A 17,467-nucleotide genomic window follows, 5' to 3' on the forward strand; every position below is an offset into this window, starting at 1 on the left:
CCGCCCCTGCTTGACCACAATCCCGGCCGCTCCCAGCGGCCGGGATTGTTGCTTAAATTTGCCCCTGTGGAAGCCCGGCGCCGAGGACTATGCTCTGTCCATGGCCCCCACAGTGATGAGCGAACAGGACGTGCGACGGGTCCAGCGGCGTACCGTGGCTCTGCTGGCCGCGGCCCAGGTCTTCGGTGGAATTGGCACGGGCGCCACGGTTTCCATCGGCTCCATCCTCGCCGTTGAGCTCTCGGGCTCCAGCGCGTGGGCCGGTGCAGTGGCAACAGTCATGACCCTCGGCGCCGCCCTGGCGGCGCTGCCGCTGGCCTCACTGGCCGAGCGCAGGGGCCGCCGGATGGGCCAGCTGGCGGGCTTGTCCGCGGCCTTGGCGGGCACCGTGCTGATGGTCCTGGCCGTCGTGACCGGAATCTTCGGCCTGCTGGTGCTGGGTGCGGCCGGCATTGGAGTGGGGACCGCCGCAAGCCTGCAGGCGCGTTTTGCCGCCGTCGACCTTGCAGACGGCGAGCACCGCGGCCGGGCACTGTCAACCGTCGTCTGGGCCGTCACTGTCGGAGCCGTCGCCGGCCCCAACCTGATCCAGCCCGGCACGGTGGTGGGCGCGGCCCTGGGGCTGCCGCCGGTCGCCGGACCGTTCGTTATCTCCGGCGCCGGACTGTTGGTGGCAACCGTCCTCGTTTGGGTCGGACTCCGGCCGGACCCGCTCCTCCTCTCCCGTGAACTGGCCGCACGGGCTGAAGGCCCGGCTGCACCCGGAGTGCCCCAGGCAGGGAGCGTCGCCGCCGCGGCCAACCAGGGCAGCAGGCCGCCCGGATCCCTGGCCCGTGGCATGCGCGCCATCCGCGCCTCACGGATGGCGCTCCTGGCCGTGGCAGCCGTCGTCGCGGCCCATGCCGTCATGGTAGGTGTCATGTCCATGACGCCCCTGCACCTGCAGCACCTGGTGGAAGGCCCCGGCGCATCGCACGCCGGGCATACCGCCTCCGGCGACGTGCTGGTGATCATCGGCTTCACCATCTCGCTGCACATCGCCGGCATGTTCGCCCTGTCACCGGTCATGGGCTGGCTGACGGACAAGGCGGGGAGGACGGAGACCATCATGATTGGCTTCGCCCTGCTGATTGCAGCCGTCATCGTGGCGGGCTTCGGCCAGGGCTCCACCACAGCGGTGGCCGTCGGCCTGGTGCTGCTGGGCATGGGCTGGTCGGCCGCCACCGTCTCCGGGTCCACCCTGCTGGCAGAGAGCGTCGGGCAGGATGCCAAAGTTGTGGTGCAGGGCGTGTCCGACATGCTGATGGGGGCAGCCGGGGCTGTGGGCGGGGCCGTCTCCGGCCTGGTCCTGAGCTGGACCGGTTACCTGGGGCTCAACATGCTCGGTGGCGTGGTGGGCGCCTGCGTCCTGGCGGCAGCCTTCCTGACCCTCGTTACCCGGCGGCGGGCGTCAGCGGCGGCCTGACCTGGCCATCCCCAGCAGCCGGGCAAAGATCCCTTCACCGTCGTCGGCGATGCCATCGTGATGGAAGTCGCCCGTTTCCCAGACCTGGAGCCCGCGGACGGCAGCAGCCGTTTCAAGGGACAGCTTCCGGTCCACGTAGATATCGTCCGAGTAGACGGCCGCCGCCACCGGAACCCGGTTTGCGGCGAGCTGACGGACGTCATAGAGCGGCGTCCAGTCCTGCTTCGCGGCCAGCAGCCCGGCCACCTCGCGGAGGGGCCGCAGCGCAGGGTCCTGGTCGAAGTACCAGGGGTAGACCATTTCGCCGGTCAGCAACAGCGGTTCTACGTCCGGCCGGAACTCCGGGTACTCGTCCAGCACCCGCCAGGCGGACCAGTCCGTCGCCTGGCCCTGGCCGTAGATGGATTCGTGCATCAGGGCGTACAGCGGGTTGGAACGCCGCGAGACGATGCCCTGCATCTGTTCCAGGAAGGGGTCCGAGAGCCGGGGGCCCGCCGAGGTCTCCGTGAAGGCGTCCTCCAGCAGGTAGTGCAGGCTGTCCACCCGTGTGTTGCCGCCCAGGAACACCCCCGCCATTTGGAAGCGCTCCACGGTGAGCGGTCCGCCGTCGGGCAGGAACTCCGGCGTGCTGCGCAGGTGGCGGGCAATCCGTTCCACCATGGTGCGGTCCTCGGGGTACCAGCTGAAGTACTCTGCATTCCGCGCCGCCACGCGCTGGAACGTGGCCCGGTAGACGTCATCGGCCGGCCCCGTCAGCGGCGCCAGGCCGCCGGTGATGAGCACTTCCCGCAGTCCCTCCGGGGCGAAGGACAGATAGGTCAGCGCGCAGAAGCCGCCGTAACTCTGGCCGTAGATGCTCCAGGGCGGTGAGCCCAGCGTTTTCCGGATCAGCTCGGCGTCGGCCACGATCGAATCAGCCCGGAAGTGTTCCAGGTATGCGGCCTGCTCTGCGGCTGACCCGCGCAGCGGCAGGGTGTTCCGGTCTACCGGTGTGGACAGCCCGGTTCCCCGCTGGTCAAGCATCAGGATACGGAAGTCCTTCGCCGCGGCCTTGCTCCAGCCGCCCAGGGAACCGAACCTGTTGCCGCGGCCGCCCGGTCCGCCCTGCAGGAACAGCAGCCAGGGAAGGTTTTGCGCTTCCTCCTCGCTGTGCGCCGCCGATACATACTCGCGGGCGAAGACGGTGATGGTCTCGGGAGTGGCAGCGGACGCCGTGTGGTCCAAAGGCACGGTGAAGTAGTGCTCCACTGTGCGCATGCCGCGGAACGTATGCCGTGCCCTGACCTCGTGGCCCGCCGTCGCTCCCTGCCCGGGCCGGAACAGGCGCGTGAGGGCCTTGACGGCGGCCGGCTGCCGTACGTCAGCCATTGGCTGCGGCGGGGACAGCGCTGCCGAACCGTTCCAGGGCATCTCCGGTCAGGCGGAAGGTGGACCACCCCTCCATCGGCCTGGCGCCGAGGCTGCGGTAGAAGTTGATGGACGGCCCGTTCCAGTCAAGGACACTCCATTCCACCCGGGCATAGCCGTTCTCCACCGCAATCCCGGCGAGGTGCTGCAGGAGGGCCTTGCCGTGGCCTTCGCCGCGGGCCTCCGGGCTTACGTACAGGTCTTCCAGGTAGATGCCGTGCACACCCTCCCACGTGGAGTAGTTGAGGAACCACAGCGCGAAGCCCTGAACGTCGCCGGCTTCGTTTTCAGCCATGGCGGCGAAGACGCGCGGGTTCTCCCCAAAGAGGACCTGCCGCAGCATTTCCGGGGTGTTGCGGACGGCGTCCGGTTCTTTCTCGTAGTGCGCCAGTTCGTGGATCATCCTCAGGATCGCGGGCACGTCTTGCTCTGTTGCGGGGCGGATTAAGCTCATTGTTCGAGCTTACCGCCGTGGTTGTCGCCGCTGCCGCAGGGCCGCGGCAGCGTCAGAGCCGGTTGACGTCGGTCACCCGCACCACCGCAGTTCCGGTCTCATCCGACGCTGCAAGGTCCACCTCCGCGGAAATGCCCCAGTCATGGTTTCCTGCGGGATCATCGAAGATCTGCCGTACCTTCAACACTCCGGGTTCCTCGGTAATGATCAGCAGGTTTGGGCCGCGGGCGTCCGGGCCGGTTCCGATGTCGTCATGCTCATCGAAGTAGTCGTCGAGAACGTTTTCCCACCGGTCCCGGTCCCAGCCGGAGGCGCCGTCCAGCTCGCCGAGAGCCGCAGCGTCCTCGTCCGCGAACAGTTCCACGCGGCGGAACATCTCGTTGCGGACCATCACCCGGAAGGCCCGGATGTTCGAGGTAAGCGACGGCGGGGGAGGCGGCGGCGCGTCGTGCGGGGTGGGAGCGGCACCGGAGGCCAGTTCCTCCCATTCGTCCAGGAGGCTGGAGTCAACCTGGCGCACCAGTTCGCCCAGCCAGGCGATCAGGTCTTCGAGGTCATCCCGGAGCATGTCCTGGGGAACCGTTTGCCGGAGCGCCTTGAACGCGTCCGCGAGGTACCGCAGCACGATGCCCTCCGAACGGGCCAGACCATAGAACTGCACGAACTCGCCGAAGTTCATGGCACGCTCGAACATGTCCCGCACCACTGACTTGGGCGCCAGCTCAAAGTCGCCCACCCACGGGGCAGCCTTCCGGTATACCTCGAATGCCTCACCGAGGATCTCGGCGAGGGGCTGCGGGTACGTGACCTCGTCCAGCATCGCCATCCGCTGGTCGTACTCGATGCCGTCCGCCTTCATGGCGGCCACCGCTTCGCCGCGGGCCTTCTTCTGCTGGGCGGAAAGGATTTGGCGCGGCTTCTCCAGCGTCGCCTCGATCACGGACACCACGTCCAGGGCGTACGACGGCGACTCCGGGTCAAGGAGCTCCAGTGCGGCAAGTGCGAAGGGGGAAAGCGGCTGGTTGAGCGCGAAGTTCGGCTGCAGGTGCACGGTGAGCCGGACCGTGCGCCCGTCCGCTCCCTGCTGCTCTTCGGGTATCCGCTCCACCACTTCGGCAGCGAGCAGCTCCCGGTAGATGCCCAGCGCCTTCTTCATCAGCCGCAGCTGGGAGGACCGCGGCTCGTGGTTTTCCGTCAGCAGCCGGCGGGCGGCGGCAAAAGGATCCCCGGGCCGCTCCATCAGGTTCATGAGCATGGCGTGCGTCACCGTGAAGCTTGAACTCAGCGGATCCGGCACCGACTCGACCAGCCGCTTGAACGTTGGCTCACCCCAGGACACAAAACCTTCCGGCGGCTTCTTCTTAACCACTTGGCGCAGCTTTTTCTGGTCGTCGCCGAACTTGGCAACGGCCTTGGCCATCGCTTTGACGTTTTCGGTGACGTGCTCGGGGGCCTGGACCACCACCGTTCCGGCGGTGTCGTAACCCGCGCGTCCGGCACGGCCTGCAATTTGGTGGAACTCACGCGAGTTCAGCAGCCGGGTGCGGACGCCGTCGTACTTGCTGAGGGCGGTGAGCAGCACTGTGCGGATGGGGACGTTGATGCCCACGCCGAGGGTGTCCGTGCCGCAGATGACTTTGAGCAGCCCCGCCTGGGCCAGCTGCTCCACCAGCCGCCGGTACTTGGGCAGCATGCCCGCGTGGTGCACGCCGATGCCGTGGCGCACCAGCCGGTTGAGGGTCTTGCCAAAGCCGGCGGCGAACCGGAAGTTCGCGATCAGTTCGGCAATTTTGTCCTTCTCCTCGCGGGTGCAGACATTGATGCTCATCAGGTTCTGGGCCCGGTCGATTGCCTCAATCTGGCTGAAGTGCACCACATAGACAGGGACCTGCTTGGTGGCGAGCAGCTCCTCCAGCGTCTCGTGGACCGGGGTCTCGTGGTAGTAGTAATGCAGCGGAATGGGCCGTTCGGCCGAGCTCACGGTGGTGGTGGGGCGGCCGGTCAGATCGGTCAGTCCCTTTTCGAACCTCGCCACGTCGCCCAGCGTCGCGGACATCAGCAGGAACTGGGCCTGCGGGAGTTCCAGCAGCGGCACTTGCCAGGCCCAGCCGCGCTGCGGGTCCGAGTAGAAGTGGAACTCGTCCATGATGACTGCGCCCAGCTCGGCTGCGGCCCCCTCGCGCAAAGCAGTGTTGGCCAGGATTTCAGCCGTGCAGCAGATGATCGGCGCGTCCTGGTTGACCCCGGAGTCCCCGGTGATCATTCCCACGTTCTCCGCGCCGAAGATCTCGCACAGGGCAAAGAACTTCTCTGACACCAGCGCCTTGATGGGCGCCGTGTAGTAGCTGCGCCTGCCCTGCGCCATGGCCTGGAAATGCGCGGCGATGGCCACCAGGGATTTGCCGGATCCGGTAGGGGTGGCCAGGATGACGTTGGCCCCGGTGGCCAGTTCCATGATGGCTTCGTCCTGGGCCGGATACAGCGCCAGGCCACGGCTTTCCGTCCACTCGACGAAACGGGTGTACAGGTCATCGGGATCGATGGCGGCCTGGAGGTTCCCGGCGGGCAGATGGGTCAGCTGGTCAACGAGTTTCATCGATTTCCAGCTTAGTGCCAGGGCGCGCCGGGAAATCCGTCCCGGCCGGGCTAGGCTTCGCGGTAGCAGCGACAGCACCAGACAGTGGAGAAGCCTATGGAATGGGATCCGGCCAAATACGTTCAGTTCGGCGATCACCGGGACCGGCCGTTTTTCGACCTCACCGGAAGGGTCCACGCCGACAGGCCGGCCCGGGTGGTTGACCTGGGCTGCGGCCCGGGGAACCTCACCGCAACGCTCGCCGAACGCTGGCCGGACGCGGAAGTGGTGGGCCTGGACGCCTCGGCGGACATGCTGGCCAAGGCGGCGGACCACGCTGCACGGCATCCGTCGCTGCATTTTGAGCAGGCGGATATCACCCATTGGACGCCCCCGGCAGGGACGGATGTGGTGGTCAGCAACGCGGCCCTTCAATGGGTGCCCGGGCACCAGGAGTTGATGCGGTCATGGCTGGCCGCACTGCGCCCCGGCGCCTGGTTCGCGCTGCAGGTACCGGGGAACTTTAACGCGCCGTCCCATGCGCTGATGCGGGACGTCGCCGCCTCGGAGCGGTGGTCACCAAAACTCGGCGGGGTGCTGCGCGGCGGCGAATCGGTGGGGGAGCCGGCGGATTACCTGGACATCATGCTCGACGCCGGGTGCTCGGCAGACGCCTGGGAAACCACCTATCAGCAGGTGCTGCCAGGCCCGGACCCTGTCCTGGAGTGGGTCCGGGGTACCGCGTTGCGTCCCGTGCTGAATGTGCTCTCACCGGAGGACGGGGCCCAGTTTGAAGCCGAGTATGCTGCGTCCCTGCGCGGGGCATATCCGCAGGGCAGGCACGGCACAATCTATCCTTTCCGCAGGATCTTCGCGGTAGGCCGCAAGAACGAGTGACCGGCGTCCAGTCGCTGGATGATCTCTACTGGACTGGTCATGTTGTTGACGGCGGCTGAATGTGATCTGGCCTACAATGACGAACGTGGCCAATTGGGGGAGGCGACCATCGTTGTCGGCTTTCCTGACCTTACGGGAGGTGCGTTGCTGATCGGATTGATGGGGCGGCTCCTCAAGGGTCATGGATGGCACCTCGCCGCCATCGTGCTCCTGCAGCTGGTCCAGGCCGCCGCGAACCTCCTGCTGCCCACCGTGAACGCCGCGATCATCGACGACGGCATTGTGGCCGGCAACACCGGGGTGATTTCCCGCCTCGGGGTCCTGATGGCGGGCATCGCTGCGGTCCAGGCCGGTGCGGCCATCGGGGCCGGCTACCTTGGGGCTGTAACGGCCATGGGGATGGGGCGCCGGCTCCGGGCGGAGATTTTTTCGAGCATCCAGTCGCTGTCCTCCCAGGAGGTGGCACGCTTCGGGGCGCAGAGCCTGGCCACGCGGGCAACCAACGACACCCAGCAGATCCAGGCATTCGCGGTGCTGGTGTTCACCATGCTGATCGCCGGGCCCGCGATGGGGCTGGGCGGCATTGTCCTCGCCCTGCAGCAGGACGTGGGGCTGTCCGCAGTGGTCATCGTCGTTGTGCCGTTGCTCCTGCTGATCATGTCCCTGATCGTCCGGCGCCTGGTCCCGCTCTACCGTCAAGGGCAGGACCTGCTGGACAAGGCGGGCGGCATCCTGCGTGAGCAAATTATCGGTGCCGGGGTGATCCGTTCCTTTGTGCGCCAGGAGCATGAGATTGGGCGCTTCGCGCGTGCGAACAGCAGCCTTACTGCCAACAATCTGCAGTCAGCTCTGCTGGTGGCGGCCATGCTGCCGCTGATCATGCTGGTGGTGAACCTGTCGTCGGTGGCAGTTGTGTGGTTCGGCGGCCAGCGCATCCAGTCGGGCCAGATGAACATTGGTGCGCTCACGGCCTTCATCAGCTACATCATGCAGATCCTGCTGGCCATCATGATGGCCATGTACGTCCTGATGACGGCACCCCGCGCTGCCGCGTGCGCGGAGCGGATCACCGCCGTCCTGGACACCGAACCCTCGGTACGTGAGTCTGCGGGCCCCCCTGCGCATACCCTTCACGCCGCTCCGGCCGGCTGGCCGGCCGCGTCCGCGCAGCCGGGAACCCTTGAGTTCAGGGGGGTCGGATTTTCCTACCCAGGGGCAGAAGCACCGGTCCTCTCCGGAATCAGCTTTACGGCCATGCCGGGCACCACCACTGCCATCGTGGGATCCACGGGCAGTGGAAAATCAACGCTCCTGAACCTGATCCCGCGTTTCCTTGATTCCACCGAGGGGGAGATCCGGCTGGATGGCGTGAACATCAAGGAGCTGCCGCTGGACACGCTTCGCGGGGCCATGTCCATCGTCCCCCAGCACTCCCATCTGTTTTCGGGCACTATTGCCGACAACCTCCGCATGGCTGCCCCCGACGCATCGGACGAGGAACTCTGGGCAGTCCTGGAGAAGGCGCAGACCATGCGCTTCATGCGCGACCTGCCCTTGGGGCTGGCGACGCCTGTGGGCCAGGGCGGAACCACGCTGTCCGGAGGGCAGCGGCAGCGCCTGTGCATGGCGCGTGCCCTGCTGCGCACAGCGCCCCTTTATCTCTTTGATGACAGCTTTTCCGCGCTGGACTACGACACGGACACCAGGCTGCGGCAGGCGTTGGACGCGGAACTTGCGTCAGCCACGGTGATTGTTGTGGCAGAGCGTGTTTCGGCTGTGGAGGGCGCACACCTGATCCTGGTGCTCGACGGCGGGCGCATCGTGGCGCAGGGGACCCACCACGGGCTGCTGGAAACATCCCGCACGTACCGCGAGATCGCCGAATCGCAGCTGGCACTGGACGGACCGCTGTGACGACGGCCGCCGTCGGGACATCCTCGGACGGGTTCTGGCGCACATCGGGCAGGCTGCTTGGGCTGCTGCGCCCGTTCCGGCACCTCATGCTCGGCGCAGTGGCAGCCACCTGCGCTTTCGCGGGCCTCAACGTGGCAGCTCCGAAGTATCTCGGCGACGCCACCGACGTCGTCGTGAACGGCATCTTCCTGGGCACCACCGACCAGGAACGCCTGGTCATCCTGCTGTCCACTGTGGCGGTGATGTACGTCTTCGCGTCCCTCTTCAACTGGATCCAGGGCGCGCTGACGGCCCGCTCCGTGCAGGGGCTGATGTACGGGCTGCGGGCTGCGGTGGAGGACAAGCTGCACCGCCTGCCGTCCACATATTTCAGCGAGCGGTCCCGGGGCGATGTCCTGAGCCGGGCAACCAACGACATCGACAACATCTCACAGGCCATGAACCAGCTCCTCACGCAACTGATCATGTCCGTGCTGATGCTGTGCGGATCGCTGGCCATGATGTTGTGGATCTCGCCCATGCTGGCGGCCATAGCCCTCGCCAGCGTGCCGCTCTCCACCTGCATCACCGTTCTCGTTGCGCGCCGGTCACAGGCGCACTTTGAACGGCAGTGGAAGGAAACCGGGGAGCTCAACGCACACGTTGAGGAGTTCATCACCGGCCACGAAGTCATCAAGGCCTTCGGGCAGCAGTCCCGGGCCGCCGACATTTTCGCCCAAAGCAACCGGCGGCTGGCGCGCGCGGCCACCAAAGCCCAGTACTCGGCCGGGGTGGTCCAGCCCCTGATGGTGCTGATGGCCAACCTGAATTACATCGCCGTTGCAGTTGTCGGCGCCCTGCAGGTCATTGCGGGAGCGATGACCATCGGCGGCATCCAGGCGTTTATCCAGTTCAGCAGGCTCTTCAGCCAGCCCGTCGGGCAGATTGGCGGCCTGCTCAACCTCATCCAGTCATGCGCTGCGTCCGCGGCCCGCGTGTTCGCCCTGCTGGATGCGGAGGAGGACCCCGCGCAAAGGGGCGGCGATACGCCCGTTCCCGCGGATGGAACCATCGTCTTCGAGGACGTGACCTTCGGCTACCCCGGCTCGCCGCCGGCCGTGCGCAACCTCTCGTTCACCGCCGAACCGGGACAAACGGCGGCCATCGTCGGCCACACCGGAGCCGGAAAAACCACTGTGGTGAATCTCCTGTTGCGCTTCTGCGAACCGGGTTCGGGCCGAATCACCCTGGGAGGCATTGATACTGCCACCATCTCCACAGACCGCCTGCGGGGGCAGTTCGGGGTGGTGCTCCAGGATGCGTGGCTCTTCGCCGGCACCATCAGGGAGAACATCGCCTACGGGCTGCCCGGTGCCACCGAGGCCGGGATCCTGGCCGCGGCAGAGGCCAGCTACGTGGACCGCTTCGTCCGTTCCCTCCCCGGCGGGTACGACACCGTGCTGGAGAACGGCGGCGAACCCCTCAGCCAGGGCCAGCGCCAGCTCATCACCATTGCCCGGGCCGAACTGGCAGGGCGGCCGGTCCTGATCCTGGACGAGGCGACAAGTTCGGTGGACTCCAGGACCGAACTGCTGATCCGGCAGGCAATGCGGCGGCTGCGCCATGGCAGGACGAGCTTCGTGATTGCCCACCGTTTGTCCACGGTGCGGAACGCTGATCTAATCTTGGTCATGGACCACGGACGCATCGTTGAGCAGGGCACCCACCAGAGCCTCCTGGCGGCAAACAGCTACTATGCGCGGCTCTACAACGCCCAGTTCTCCGCCAGTCCCAGGCGTACCGGGGCCCTTGAGGCGGGACTGTGAAAACCACTCCCGACTTCCCGGGGGACTGGAAACCCAACGCCGGCAGCACCGTGGCCCTGTTTGAACAGCTGCGGCTCAGGATCATCCACCTGGCGGACAGCGGCGCGCTGCCCCCGGGCACCCGGCTTCCCGCCGTCAGGGGCCTTGCGGAGCGCCTGGACGTGGCGCCGCACACTGTCGCCCGGGCCTATAAGGAACTGGAAGCGGCCGGCATTGTTGCCACGCGGGGGAGGAACGGGACCGTGGTGTGTGCACGTGACGAACGCCTCAGCGGGCTCTCCGCAGCTGCCGCGGCCTACGCCGACGCCGCAAAGTCGCAGGGCGCCACGTTCGCGGAAGCGGTGAAGCTGCTCGCAGCAGCCTACGACGCCGGCTGAGCGCGCCGCCGCGTGGATGTTCGAAGAAGTTTTCGATTAGCATTATGGGGTGCCTAAAGCCGTAGCTGAAGAATCCGCCATCCAATCCGCTTCCGTCGCCGTGCCCTCCGCTGCCACACTTCAGCGGCCGGACCTCTCCCGCCTCGTGGTGAAGGGCGCCCGGGAGCACAACCTGCGCAACGTGGATCTCGACCTGCCGCGCGACGCCATGATTGTCTTCACCGGCCTCTCCGGCTCCGGCAAGTCCTCCCTCGCGTTCGACACGATCTTCGCCGAAGGCCAGCGCCGCTACGTGGAGTCCTTGTCCGCCTACGCCCGGCAATTCCTCGGCCAGGTGGACAAGCCCGACGTCGACTTCATCGAAGGACTCTCGCCGGCAGTCTCCATCGACCAGAAGTCCACCAGCAAGAACCCGCGCTCAACGGTGGGCACCATCACCGAGATCTACGACTACATGCGGCTCCTCTGGGCACGCGTGGGACGGCCGCACTGCCCGGTCTGCGGTGAGCCGGTGGCCAAGCAAACTCCGCAGCAGATCGTCGACCAGCTCCTGGAACTCGACGAAGGCACCCGTTTCCAGGTCCTCGCTCCCGTGGTGCGTGGACGCAAGGGTGAATTCGTCGATCTCTTCAAGGAGCTCACTGCCAAGGGCTATTCCCGGGCCAGGGTGGACGGCGACCTCGTCCAGTTGAGCGATCCGCCCAAGCTGGGCAAGCAGTTCAAGCACACCATCGAAGTGGTGGTGGACCGCCTCGTGGTCAAGGAAGGCATCAGCCAGCGCCTCACCGACTCCATCGAAACCGCGCTTGGCCTGGCCGAGGGCCGCGTCCTTGCAGAGTTCGTGGACCTTGAGGCGGACGACCCCGCGCGGATCCGCGCCTTCTCCGAAAACCTGGCCTGCCCCAACGAGCATCCCCTTGCCATCGACGAGATCGAGCCACGGTCCTTCTCCTTCAACAACCCTTTCGGCGCCTGCGCCGCCTGCAGCGGCATCGGCACCCGGCTCGAGGTGGACGAGGAACTCATCGTCCCCAACCCCGAGCTGTCCTTGTCCGAGGGCGCCATCGCCCCCTGGTCGCTGGGAACAGCCACCACCGAGTACTGGAACCGGCTCCTGGAGGGCCTCGCCAAGGAACTCGGGTTTTCGATGGACACCCCCTGGGAAAAGCTGGGCAAGGACGTCCGCCAGACCGTCCTGCACGGCAAGGACCACAAAGTGGTGGTGCAGTACCGCAACCGCTTCGGCCGGGAACGCAAGTACAGCACCGGCTTTGAAGGGGCCATCCAGTACGTCCACCGCAAGCACGGCGAGACCGATTCCGACTGGGCCCGCGACCGCTACGAAGAGTACATGCGGCAGATTCCCTGCCCCGCCTGCAACGGCGCGCGCCTCAATCCTGCCTCCCTGTCGGTGCTCATCAACGGCAATTCCATCGCCGACGTCGCGGCCCTTCCCATGCGCGACTGCGCAGAGTTCCTGAACAACCTGGTCCTGACCGGCCGCGAAGCACAGATCGCACACCAGGTGCTCAAGGAGATCCAGGCACGCCTGACCTTCCTCCTGGACGTGGGGCTGGAATACCTGAACCTGGAACGCCCATCCGCCACCCTCTCCGGCGGCGAGGCGCAGCGCATCCGGCTCGCCACCCAGATCGGCTCGGGCCTGGTGGGCGTGCTCTACGTGCTGGACGAGCCCTCCATCGGGCTGCACCAGCGCGACAACCGGCGCCTTATCGACACCCTTACCCGGCTCCGGGACATGGGCAACACCCTCATCGTCGTGGAACACGACGAGGACACCATCCATGTCGCCGACTGGATCGTGGACATCGGACCGGGCGCCGGTGAACACGGCGGCCAGGTGGTCCACTCCGGCTCCTACAAGGAACTCCTCGAGAACACCGCATCGCTGACCGGCGACTACCTGTCGGGCCGCAAGAGCATCGAAGTGCCCAAGAAGCGCCGCAAGTACGACAAGAAGCGCGAACTCAAGGTGGTGGGTGCGCGGGAAAACAACCTGGTCAACGTGGACGCCGCGTTCCCGCTTGGCCTCTTCACCGCGGTGACGGGCGTGAGCGGCTCGGGCAAGTCCACTCTTGTCAACGAGATCCTGTACAAGGTGCTGGCCAACAAGCTCAACGGTGCCAAGCAGGTAGCGGGGCGGCACAAGACCATCCACGGGCTGGAGCACCTGGACAAGGTGGTCCACGTGGACCAGAGCCCCATCGGGCGGACGCCCCGCTCCAACCCCGCCACCTACACCGGCGTGTTCGACAACATCCGCAAGCTCTTCGCGGAGACCACCGAAGCCAAGGTCCGGGGCTACCTTCCCGGCCGCTTCTCCTTCAACGTCAAGGGCGGCCGGTGCGAAGCCTGCTCCGGTGACGGCACACTGAAGATCGAGATGAACTTCCTGCCGGACGTCTACGTCCCGTGCGAGGTATGCCACGGTGCGCGCTACAACAGGGAAACCCTGGAAGTGCACTACAAGGGCAAAACCATCGCGGATGTCCTCAACATGCCCATCGAGGAGGGCGCCGAGTTCTTTGCGGCGTTCTCGCCCATTGCACGGCACCTGAACACGCTCGTGGACGTGGGCCTGGGGTACGTCCGGCTCGGCCAGCCCGCCACCACGCTTTCCGGCGGTGAGGCGCAGCGCGTCAAGCTGGCGGCTGAACTGCAGAAGCGGTCCAACGGCCGCAGCGTGTACGTCCTGGACGAGCCCACCACCGGCCTGCACTTCGAGGACATCCGCAAGCTGCTGATGGTCCTGCAGGGGCTGGTGGACAAAGGCAACACGGTCATCACCATCGAGCACAACCTGGATGTCATCAAGAGCGCGGACTGGATCGTGGATCTTGGGCCCGACGGCGGCTCCGGCGGCGGCCAGGTCGTTGCCACCGGCACGCCGGAGCAGGTAGCCACCTCCACCACCAGCCACACGGCCACCTTCCTGGCCGAAATCCTGGGCTAAGGCAGGAGAAGTATTCCGCTGCAGGCATGCGAGTTTCAGGCACTGCTTCTGTCGTGAGAAACTAACCCGGTGACTTCAACAACAGTGCCCGTGATCTTTGACCTGGACGGCACTCTTGTCGATCCGGCCGGTGGGATAACAGAAGGAATCGCCTCAGCCCTCCGCGGGCTGGGGCTTCCCGTCCCCGGCCAGGACCTGCTCGAGGCGATGATCGGCCCGAAGCTGAGCGATTCGCTCCTCAACGTCGCCAAGGTGCCGGCCGGCCTCCTGGACGAGGTCATCCGGCGCTACCGGGAGTACTACGTGGCCACCGGCATCGCCCAGAGCCGGCTTTACCCGGGCATCCTGGAACTGCTGGCGGCCTACGCTGCCGCTGGCCGGCCGGTGGCTGTCGCAACCCAAAAGCCGCAGAACCTGGCCCGGACGGTCCTGGCCCACCACGGCATCGACGGACTGTTCCTCAGCATCCGCGGCTCCGCGGATGACGAAACGGCCGTGGACGGCGTTCCCCTGGGGAAGACCGAGATCATTGCCGCAGCACTGCGGGACCTCGAGACCCAGCACGCAATCATGGTGGGGGACCGGGCGCAGGACGTCTCCGGGGCCATCGCCAACGGCCTCGACTGCATCGGCGTGGCGTGGGGGTTTGCGCCCGACGGCGAACTGGAGGCCGCCGGTTCAGTTGCGGTCGTCAGCACTGCCGAAGAACTGGCACAGGCCATCGACCGGCTGCAGGGCATCCACAGCGCAGCCATGAGCGAGGTGACAAACGATGGAAATGTTTGAAGCCGTCCGCTGGACCACCCGCACCCTGATCGCCGGCACCTGCCGGCCATCCGTCGTCGGCATTGAAAACGTCCCCACCGACGGGCCGTTCATCGTCGCTCCCAACCACCTGTCCTTTTTTGACAGTGTCATCGTGCAGGCACTGATGCCCCGCCCGGTGGCCTTTTTCGCGAAGGCCGAATACTTCACCACCGGCGGCGTCAAGGGCAAGGCCATGAAGGCCTTCTTCGAATCGGTGGGGTCCATTCCCGTGGAACGCGGCGAGCAGGCTGCCAGTGTCCAGGCGCTCAAAACCCTGATGGACATCCTGGAATCCGGCCGGGGAATCGGCATCTACCCGGAAGGCACCCGCTCCCGCGACGGCATCCTGTACCGCGGACGCACGGGGGTGGGATGGCTGGCGCTGACCACCGGGGCGCCTGTGATCCCGGTGGGCCTGATCGGGACGGAAAACCTGCAGCGGGCAGGCGAGAAGGGCGTGCGGCCGCAGCACTTCACCATGAAGGTGGGCGAGCCGCTCTACTTCGACAAGACCGGGCCGGACCACTCGCTGCCTGCCCGGCGCGAAGTGACGGACCGGATCATGGATGCCATCGCCGAACTCAGCGGGCAGGAACGGTCCACCAGCTACAACCAGAGCAAGGTCATCGAGTAGGCCCTGCCAACGGGGTGCCCGTCAGCGGCACGGCAAAGCCATCGGCCGCGGATCAGTAGACTATATAGGTGGCAAATCCAGCGAGTTACAGGCCCAGGACGGGTGAGATTCCCACCAACCCCGGGGTTTACCGGTTCCGTGATCCCCACGGCCGGGTCATTTACGTGGGCAAGGCGAAGAGCCTCAGATCACGGCTGAACTCCTACTTCGCCAACCCTGCCGGGCTGCTGCCGAAAACCTACGCCATGGTCCATGCCGCCAGCAGCGTGGAATGGACCGTGGTGGGCAGCGAGCTGGAGTCGCTGCAGCTGGAATACACCTGGATCAAGGAATTCAAACCGCGGTTCAACGTGGTGTTCAGGGACGACAAAACTTACCCCTACCTCGCAGTGACCATGGGGGAGAAGTACCCGCGCGTCCAGGTGATGCGCGGTGACAAGAAAAAGGGCACCCGCTACTTCGGCCCCTACACCGCGGGCGCCATCCGGGAAACCATGGACACCCTGCTCCGGGTCTTCCCGGTGCGCAGCTGCAGCGCCGGAGTCTTCAAACGGGCCCAGGCCAGCGGGCGCCCGTGCCTGCTGGGCTACATCGACAAATGCGCCGCACCCTGCGTGGGCCGCATCTCGCCGGAGGACCACCGGGCCCTGGCGGAGGACTTCTGCGCCTTCATGGGCGGGGAGGCCAAGCGCTTCATCGCCAAGCTGGAAAAGCGGATGGCAGAAGCGGTGGCTGAACTCGACTACGAGCATGCAGCCAGGATCCGCGATGACATCACTGCCCTGCGCAAGGTCTTCGAACGCAACGCCGTGGTGCTCGCGGAGGACACCGACGCCGACATCTTCGCCCTGCACGAGGACGAATTGGAAGCCGCCGTGCAGGTGTTCCACGTCCGCGGCGGCAGGATCCGCGGCCAGCGCGGCTGGGTCGTGGAAAAAGTGGAGGATTCCACCACCCCGGACCTCGTGGAGCACCTCCTGCAGCAGGTCTATGGCGGCGACGGCGACAGCCACGGCCGGCTGCCCCGCGAAGTGCTGGTTCCGGTGGAGCCCAGCAACACCGGGGAGCTGGCGGAGTGGCTTGCCGGCATCCGGGGCGCCAAAGTGGACATCCGGGTCCCGCAGCGCGGCGACAAGGCAGCGCTGATGTCCACGGTGCGTGAAAACGCGGAGCATGCGCTGAAACTCCACAAGACCCGCCGGGCAGGAGACCTGACCGTCAGGTCGCAGGCGCTCCAGGAACTTCAGGAGGCGCTGGACCTGCCTGTGCCGCTGCTGCGCATCGAATGCTTCGACGTTTCGCACGTCCAGGGAACCAACGTGGTGGCCTCCATGGTGGTTGTGGAGGACGGGCTGCCCAAGAAGTCCGACTACCGCAAGTTCTCCGTCACCGGAGCAGCAGCCGCGGACGATACCGCCGCCATGCACGACGTCCTGACGCGGCGGTTCCGCCACTACCTGCAGGACAAGTCCGCCCAGGTGGACGAGTCCGCGCTCAACCCGGAGCCCCTGACCGCTGAACCCCTGAGCCCTGAACCGCTGGGCCCTGAACCACCGGGCACCGAACCAACCACGGCACCGGCACCGGCACCCGCACCGGCACCGGAAGGCACCGTACTGGACAGCACCACCCCGGCACCGCGTGCGAAGTTCGCCTACCCGCCCAACCTGGTGGTGGTGGACGGCGGCAAGCCGCAGGTCAACGCGGCAGCGCGCGCCCTCGCGGACCTTGGCATCGATGACGTCTATGTTGTGGGCCTGGCCAAGCGCCTCGAAGAGGTCTGGCTTCCGGACAGCGACTTCCCGGTCATCCTTCCCCGCACCTCGCAGGGCCTCTACCTGCTGCAGCGCATCCGCGACGAAGCCCACCGCTTCGCGATCACGTTCCACCGGCAGAAGCGTGGAAAGGCCATGACGGTCTCCGCGCTGGACGGTGTGCCGGGGCTGGGCGCGTCCAAGCGGAAGGCCCTGCTGGCCCATTTCGGGTCCGTCAAGGGCGTCAAGGCCGCCACCGCGGAGGAACTTTCCCAGGCGAAGGGCATCGGACCGGCACTGGCCGGCGCCATCGTGACCCATTTTTCTGCCGAGGGTCCGACCGCAGCCACGGTACCGGCCATCAACATGACCACCGGCGAAATCATCGAAACTTAGCTAGGGTA

The 17,467-nt window shown here is 66.4% G+C and carries 12 protein-coding genes; 9 read left to right on the forward strand and 3 right to left on the reverse strand.

Going from position 1 to position 17,467, the window contains the following annotated elements; translation table 11 throughout:
• The first annotated feature begins 100 nt into the window (after positions 1-100).
• Complete coding sequence (locus tag DXK94_RS00695; protein ID WP_115523398.1) at positions 101-1,465, forward strand: MFS transporter; 1,365 nt, start codon at positions 101-103, stop codon at positions 1,463-1,465.
• Here DXK94_RS00695 and DXK94_RS00700 read toward each other — a convergent pair.
• The 3 genes from DXK94_RS00700 to DXK94_RS00710 all read right to left on the reverse strand — a co-directional run bounded on the left by DXK94_RS00700 (position 1,451) and on the right by DXK94_RS00710 (position 5,922).
• Entirely contained in the window at positions 1,451-2,722 is a 1,272-nt protein-coding gene (locus DXK94_RS00700; RefSeq protein WP_115523507.1) for an alpha/beta fold hydrolase, read from the reverse strand. The two genes, DXK94_RS00695 and DXK94_RS00700, sit on opposite strands and share 15 nt — an antisense overlap.
• 103 nt (positions 2,723-2,825) lie before the next feature.
• Positions 2,826-3,326, reverse strand: a complete 501-nt coding sequence (locus DXK94_RS00705; RefSeq protein ID WP_115523399.1) for a GNAT family N-acetyltransferase — start codon at positions 3,324-3,326, stop codon at positions 2,826-2,828.
• Between the two features lie 52 nt (positions 3,327-3,378).
• Positions 3,379-5,922, reverse strand: a complete 2,544-nt coding sequence (locus tag DXK94_RS00710) for an RNA helicase (protein ID WP_115523400.1) — start codon at positions 5,920-5,922, stop codon at positions 3,379-3,381.
• A 96-nt stretch (positions 5,923-6,018) separates the two neighbouring features.
• Here DXK94_RS00710 and DXK94_RS00715 point away from each other — a divergent pair, with 96 nt between their 5' ends.
• The 8 genes from DXK94_RS00715 (at position 6,019) to uvrC (ending at position 17,459) form a co-directional block, all read left to right on the forward strand.
• Positions 6,019-6,798: a trans-aconitate 2-methyltransferase gene (locus DXK94_RS00715; RefSeq protein ID WP_115523401.1), complete on the forward strand. Its 780-nt coding sequence runs from the start codon at positions 6,019-6,021 to the stop codon at positions 6,796-6,798.
• A gap of 159 nt (positions 6,799-6,957) precedes the next feature.
• Positions 6,958-8,712, forward strand: coding sequence for an ABC transporter ATP-binding protein (locus tag DXK94_RS00720; RefSeq protein WP_115523508.1), 1,755 nt, complete (start codon positions 6,958-6,960; stop codon positions 8,710-8,712).
• 86 nt (positions 8,713-8,798) lie between these two features.
• Complete coding sequence (locus DXK94_RS00725; protein WP_181884708.1) at positions 8,799-10,517, forward strand: ABC transporter ATP-binding protein; 1,719 nt, start codon at positions 8,799-8,801, stop codon at positions 10,515-10,517.
• Entirely contained in the window at positions 10,514-10,894 is a 381-nt protein-coding gene (locus DXK94_RS00730) for a GntR family transcriptional regulator (protein WP_079596032.1), read from the forward strand. Before DXK94_RS00725 ends, DXK94_RS00730 begins: the two co-directional genes overlap by 4 nt.
• Before the next feature lie 49 nt (positions 10,895-10,943).
• Complete coding sequence (gene uvrA / locus DXK94_RS00735; RefSeq protein WP_115523403.1) at positions 10,944-13,868, forward strand: excinuclease ABC subunit UvrA; 2,925 nt, start codon at positions 10,944-10,946, stop codon at positions 13,866-13,868.
• Positions 13,869-13,937: 69 nt separating this feature from the next.
• On the forward strand, positions 13,938-14,654 hold the full coding sequence (locus DXK94_RS00740; protein WP_115523404.1) for an HAD hydrolase-like protein: 717 nt from the start codon (positions 13,938-13,940) through the stop codon (positions 14,652-14,654).
• The gene (locus DXK94_RS00745) at positions 14,641-15,309 is read left to right on the forward strand and encodes a 1-acyl-sn-glycerol-3-phosphate acyltransferase (RefSeq protein ID WP_079596035.1); all 669 of its coding nucleotides are present in this window, start codon (positions 14,641-14,643) and stop codon (positions 15,307-15,309) included. The genes DXK94_RS00740 and DXK94_RS00745 overlap by 14 nt, the downstream gene beginning before the upstream one ends.
• A 68-nt stretch (positions 15,310-15,377) precedes the next feature.
• A complete protein-coding gene (gene uvrC / locus DXK94_RS00750) occupies positions 15,378-17,459 on the forward strand; it encodes an excinuclease ABC subunit UvrC (RefSeq protein ID WP_115523405.1) in 2,082 nt (693 codons plus the stop codon).
• The last annotated feature ends 8 nt before the right edge of the window (positions 17,460-17,467 follow it).

The organism is Arthrobacter sp. RT-1, assembly GCF_003367205.1.
In the GTDB taxonomy this organism is placed as follows: Bacteria; Actinomycetota; Actinomycetes; order Actinomycetales; family Micrococcaceae; genus Arthrobacter.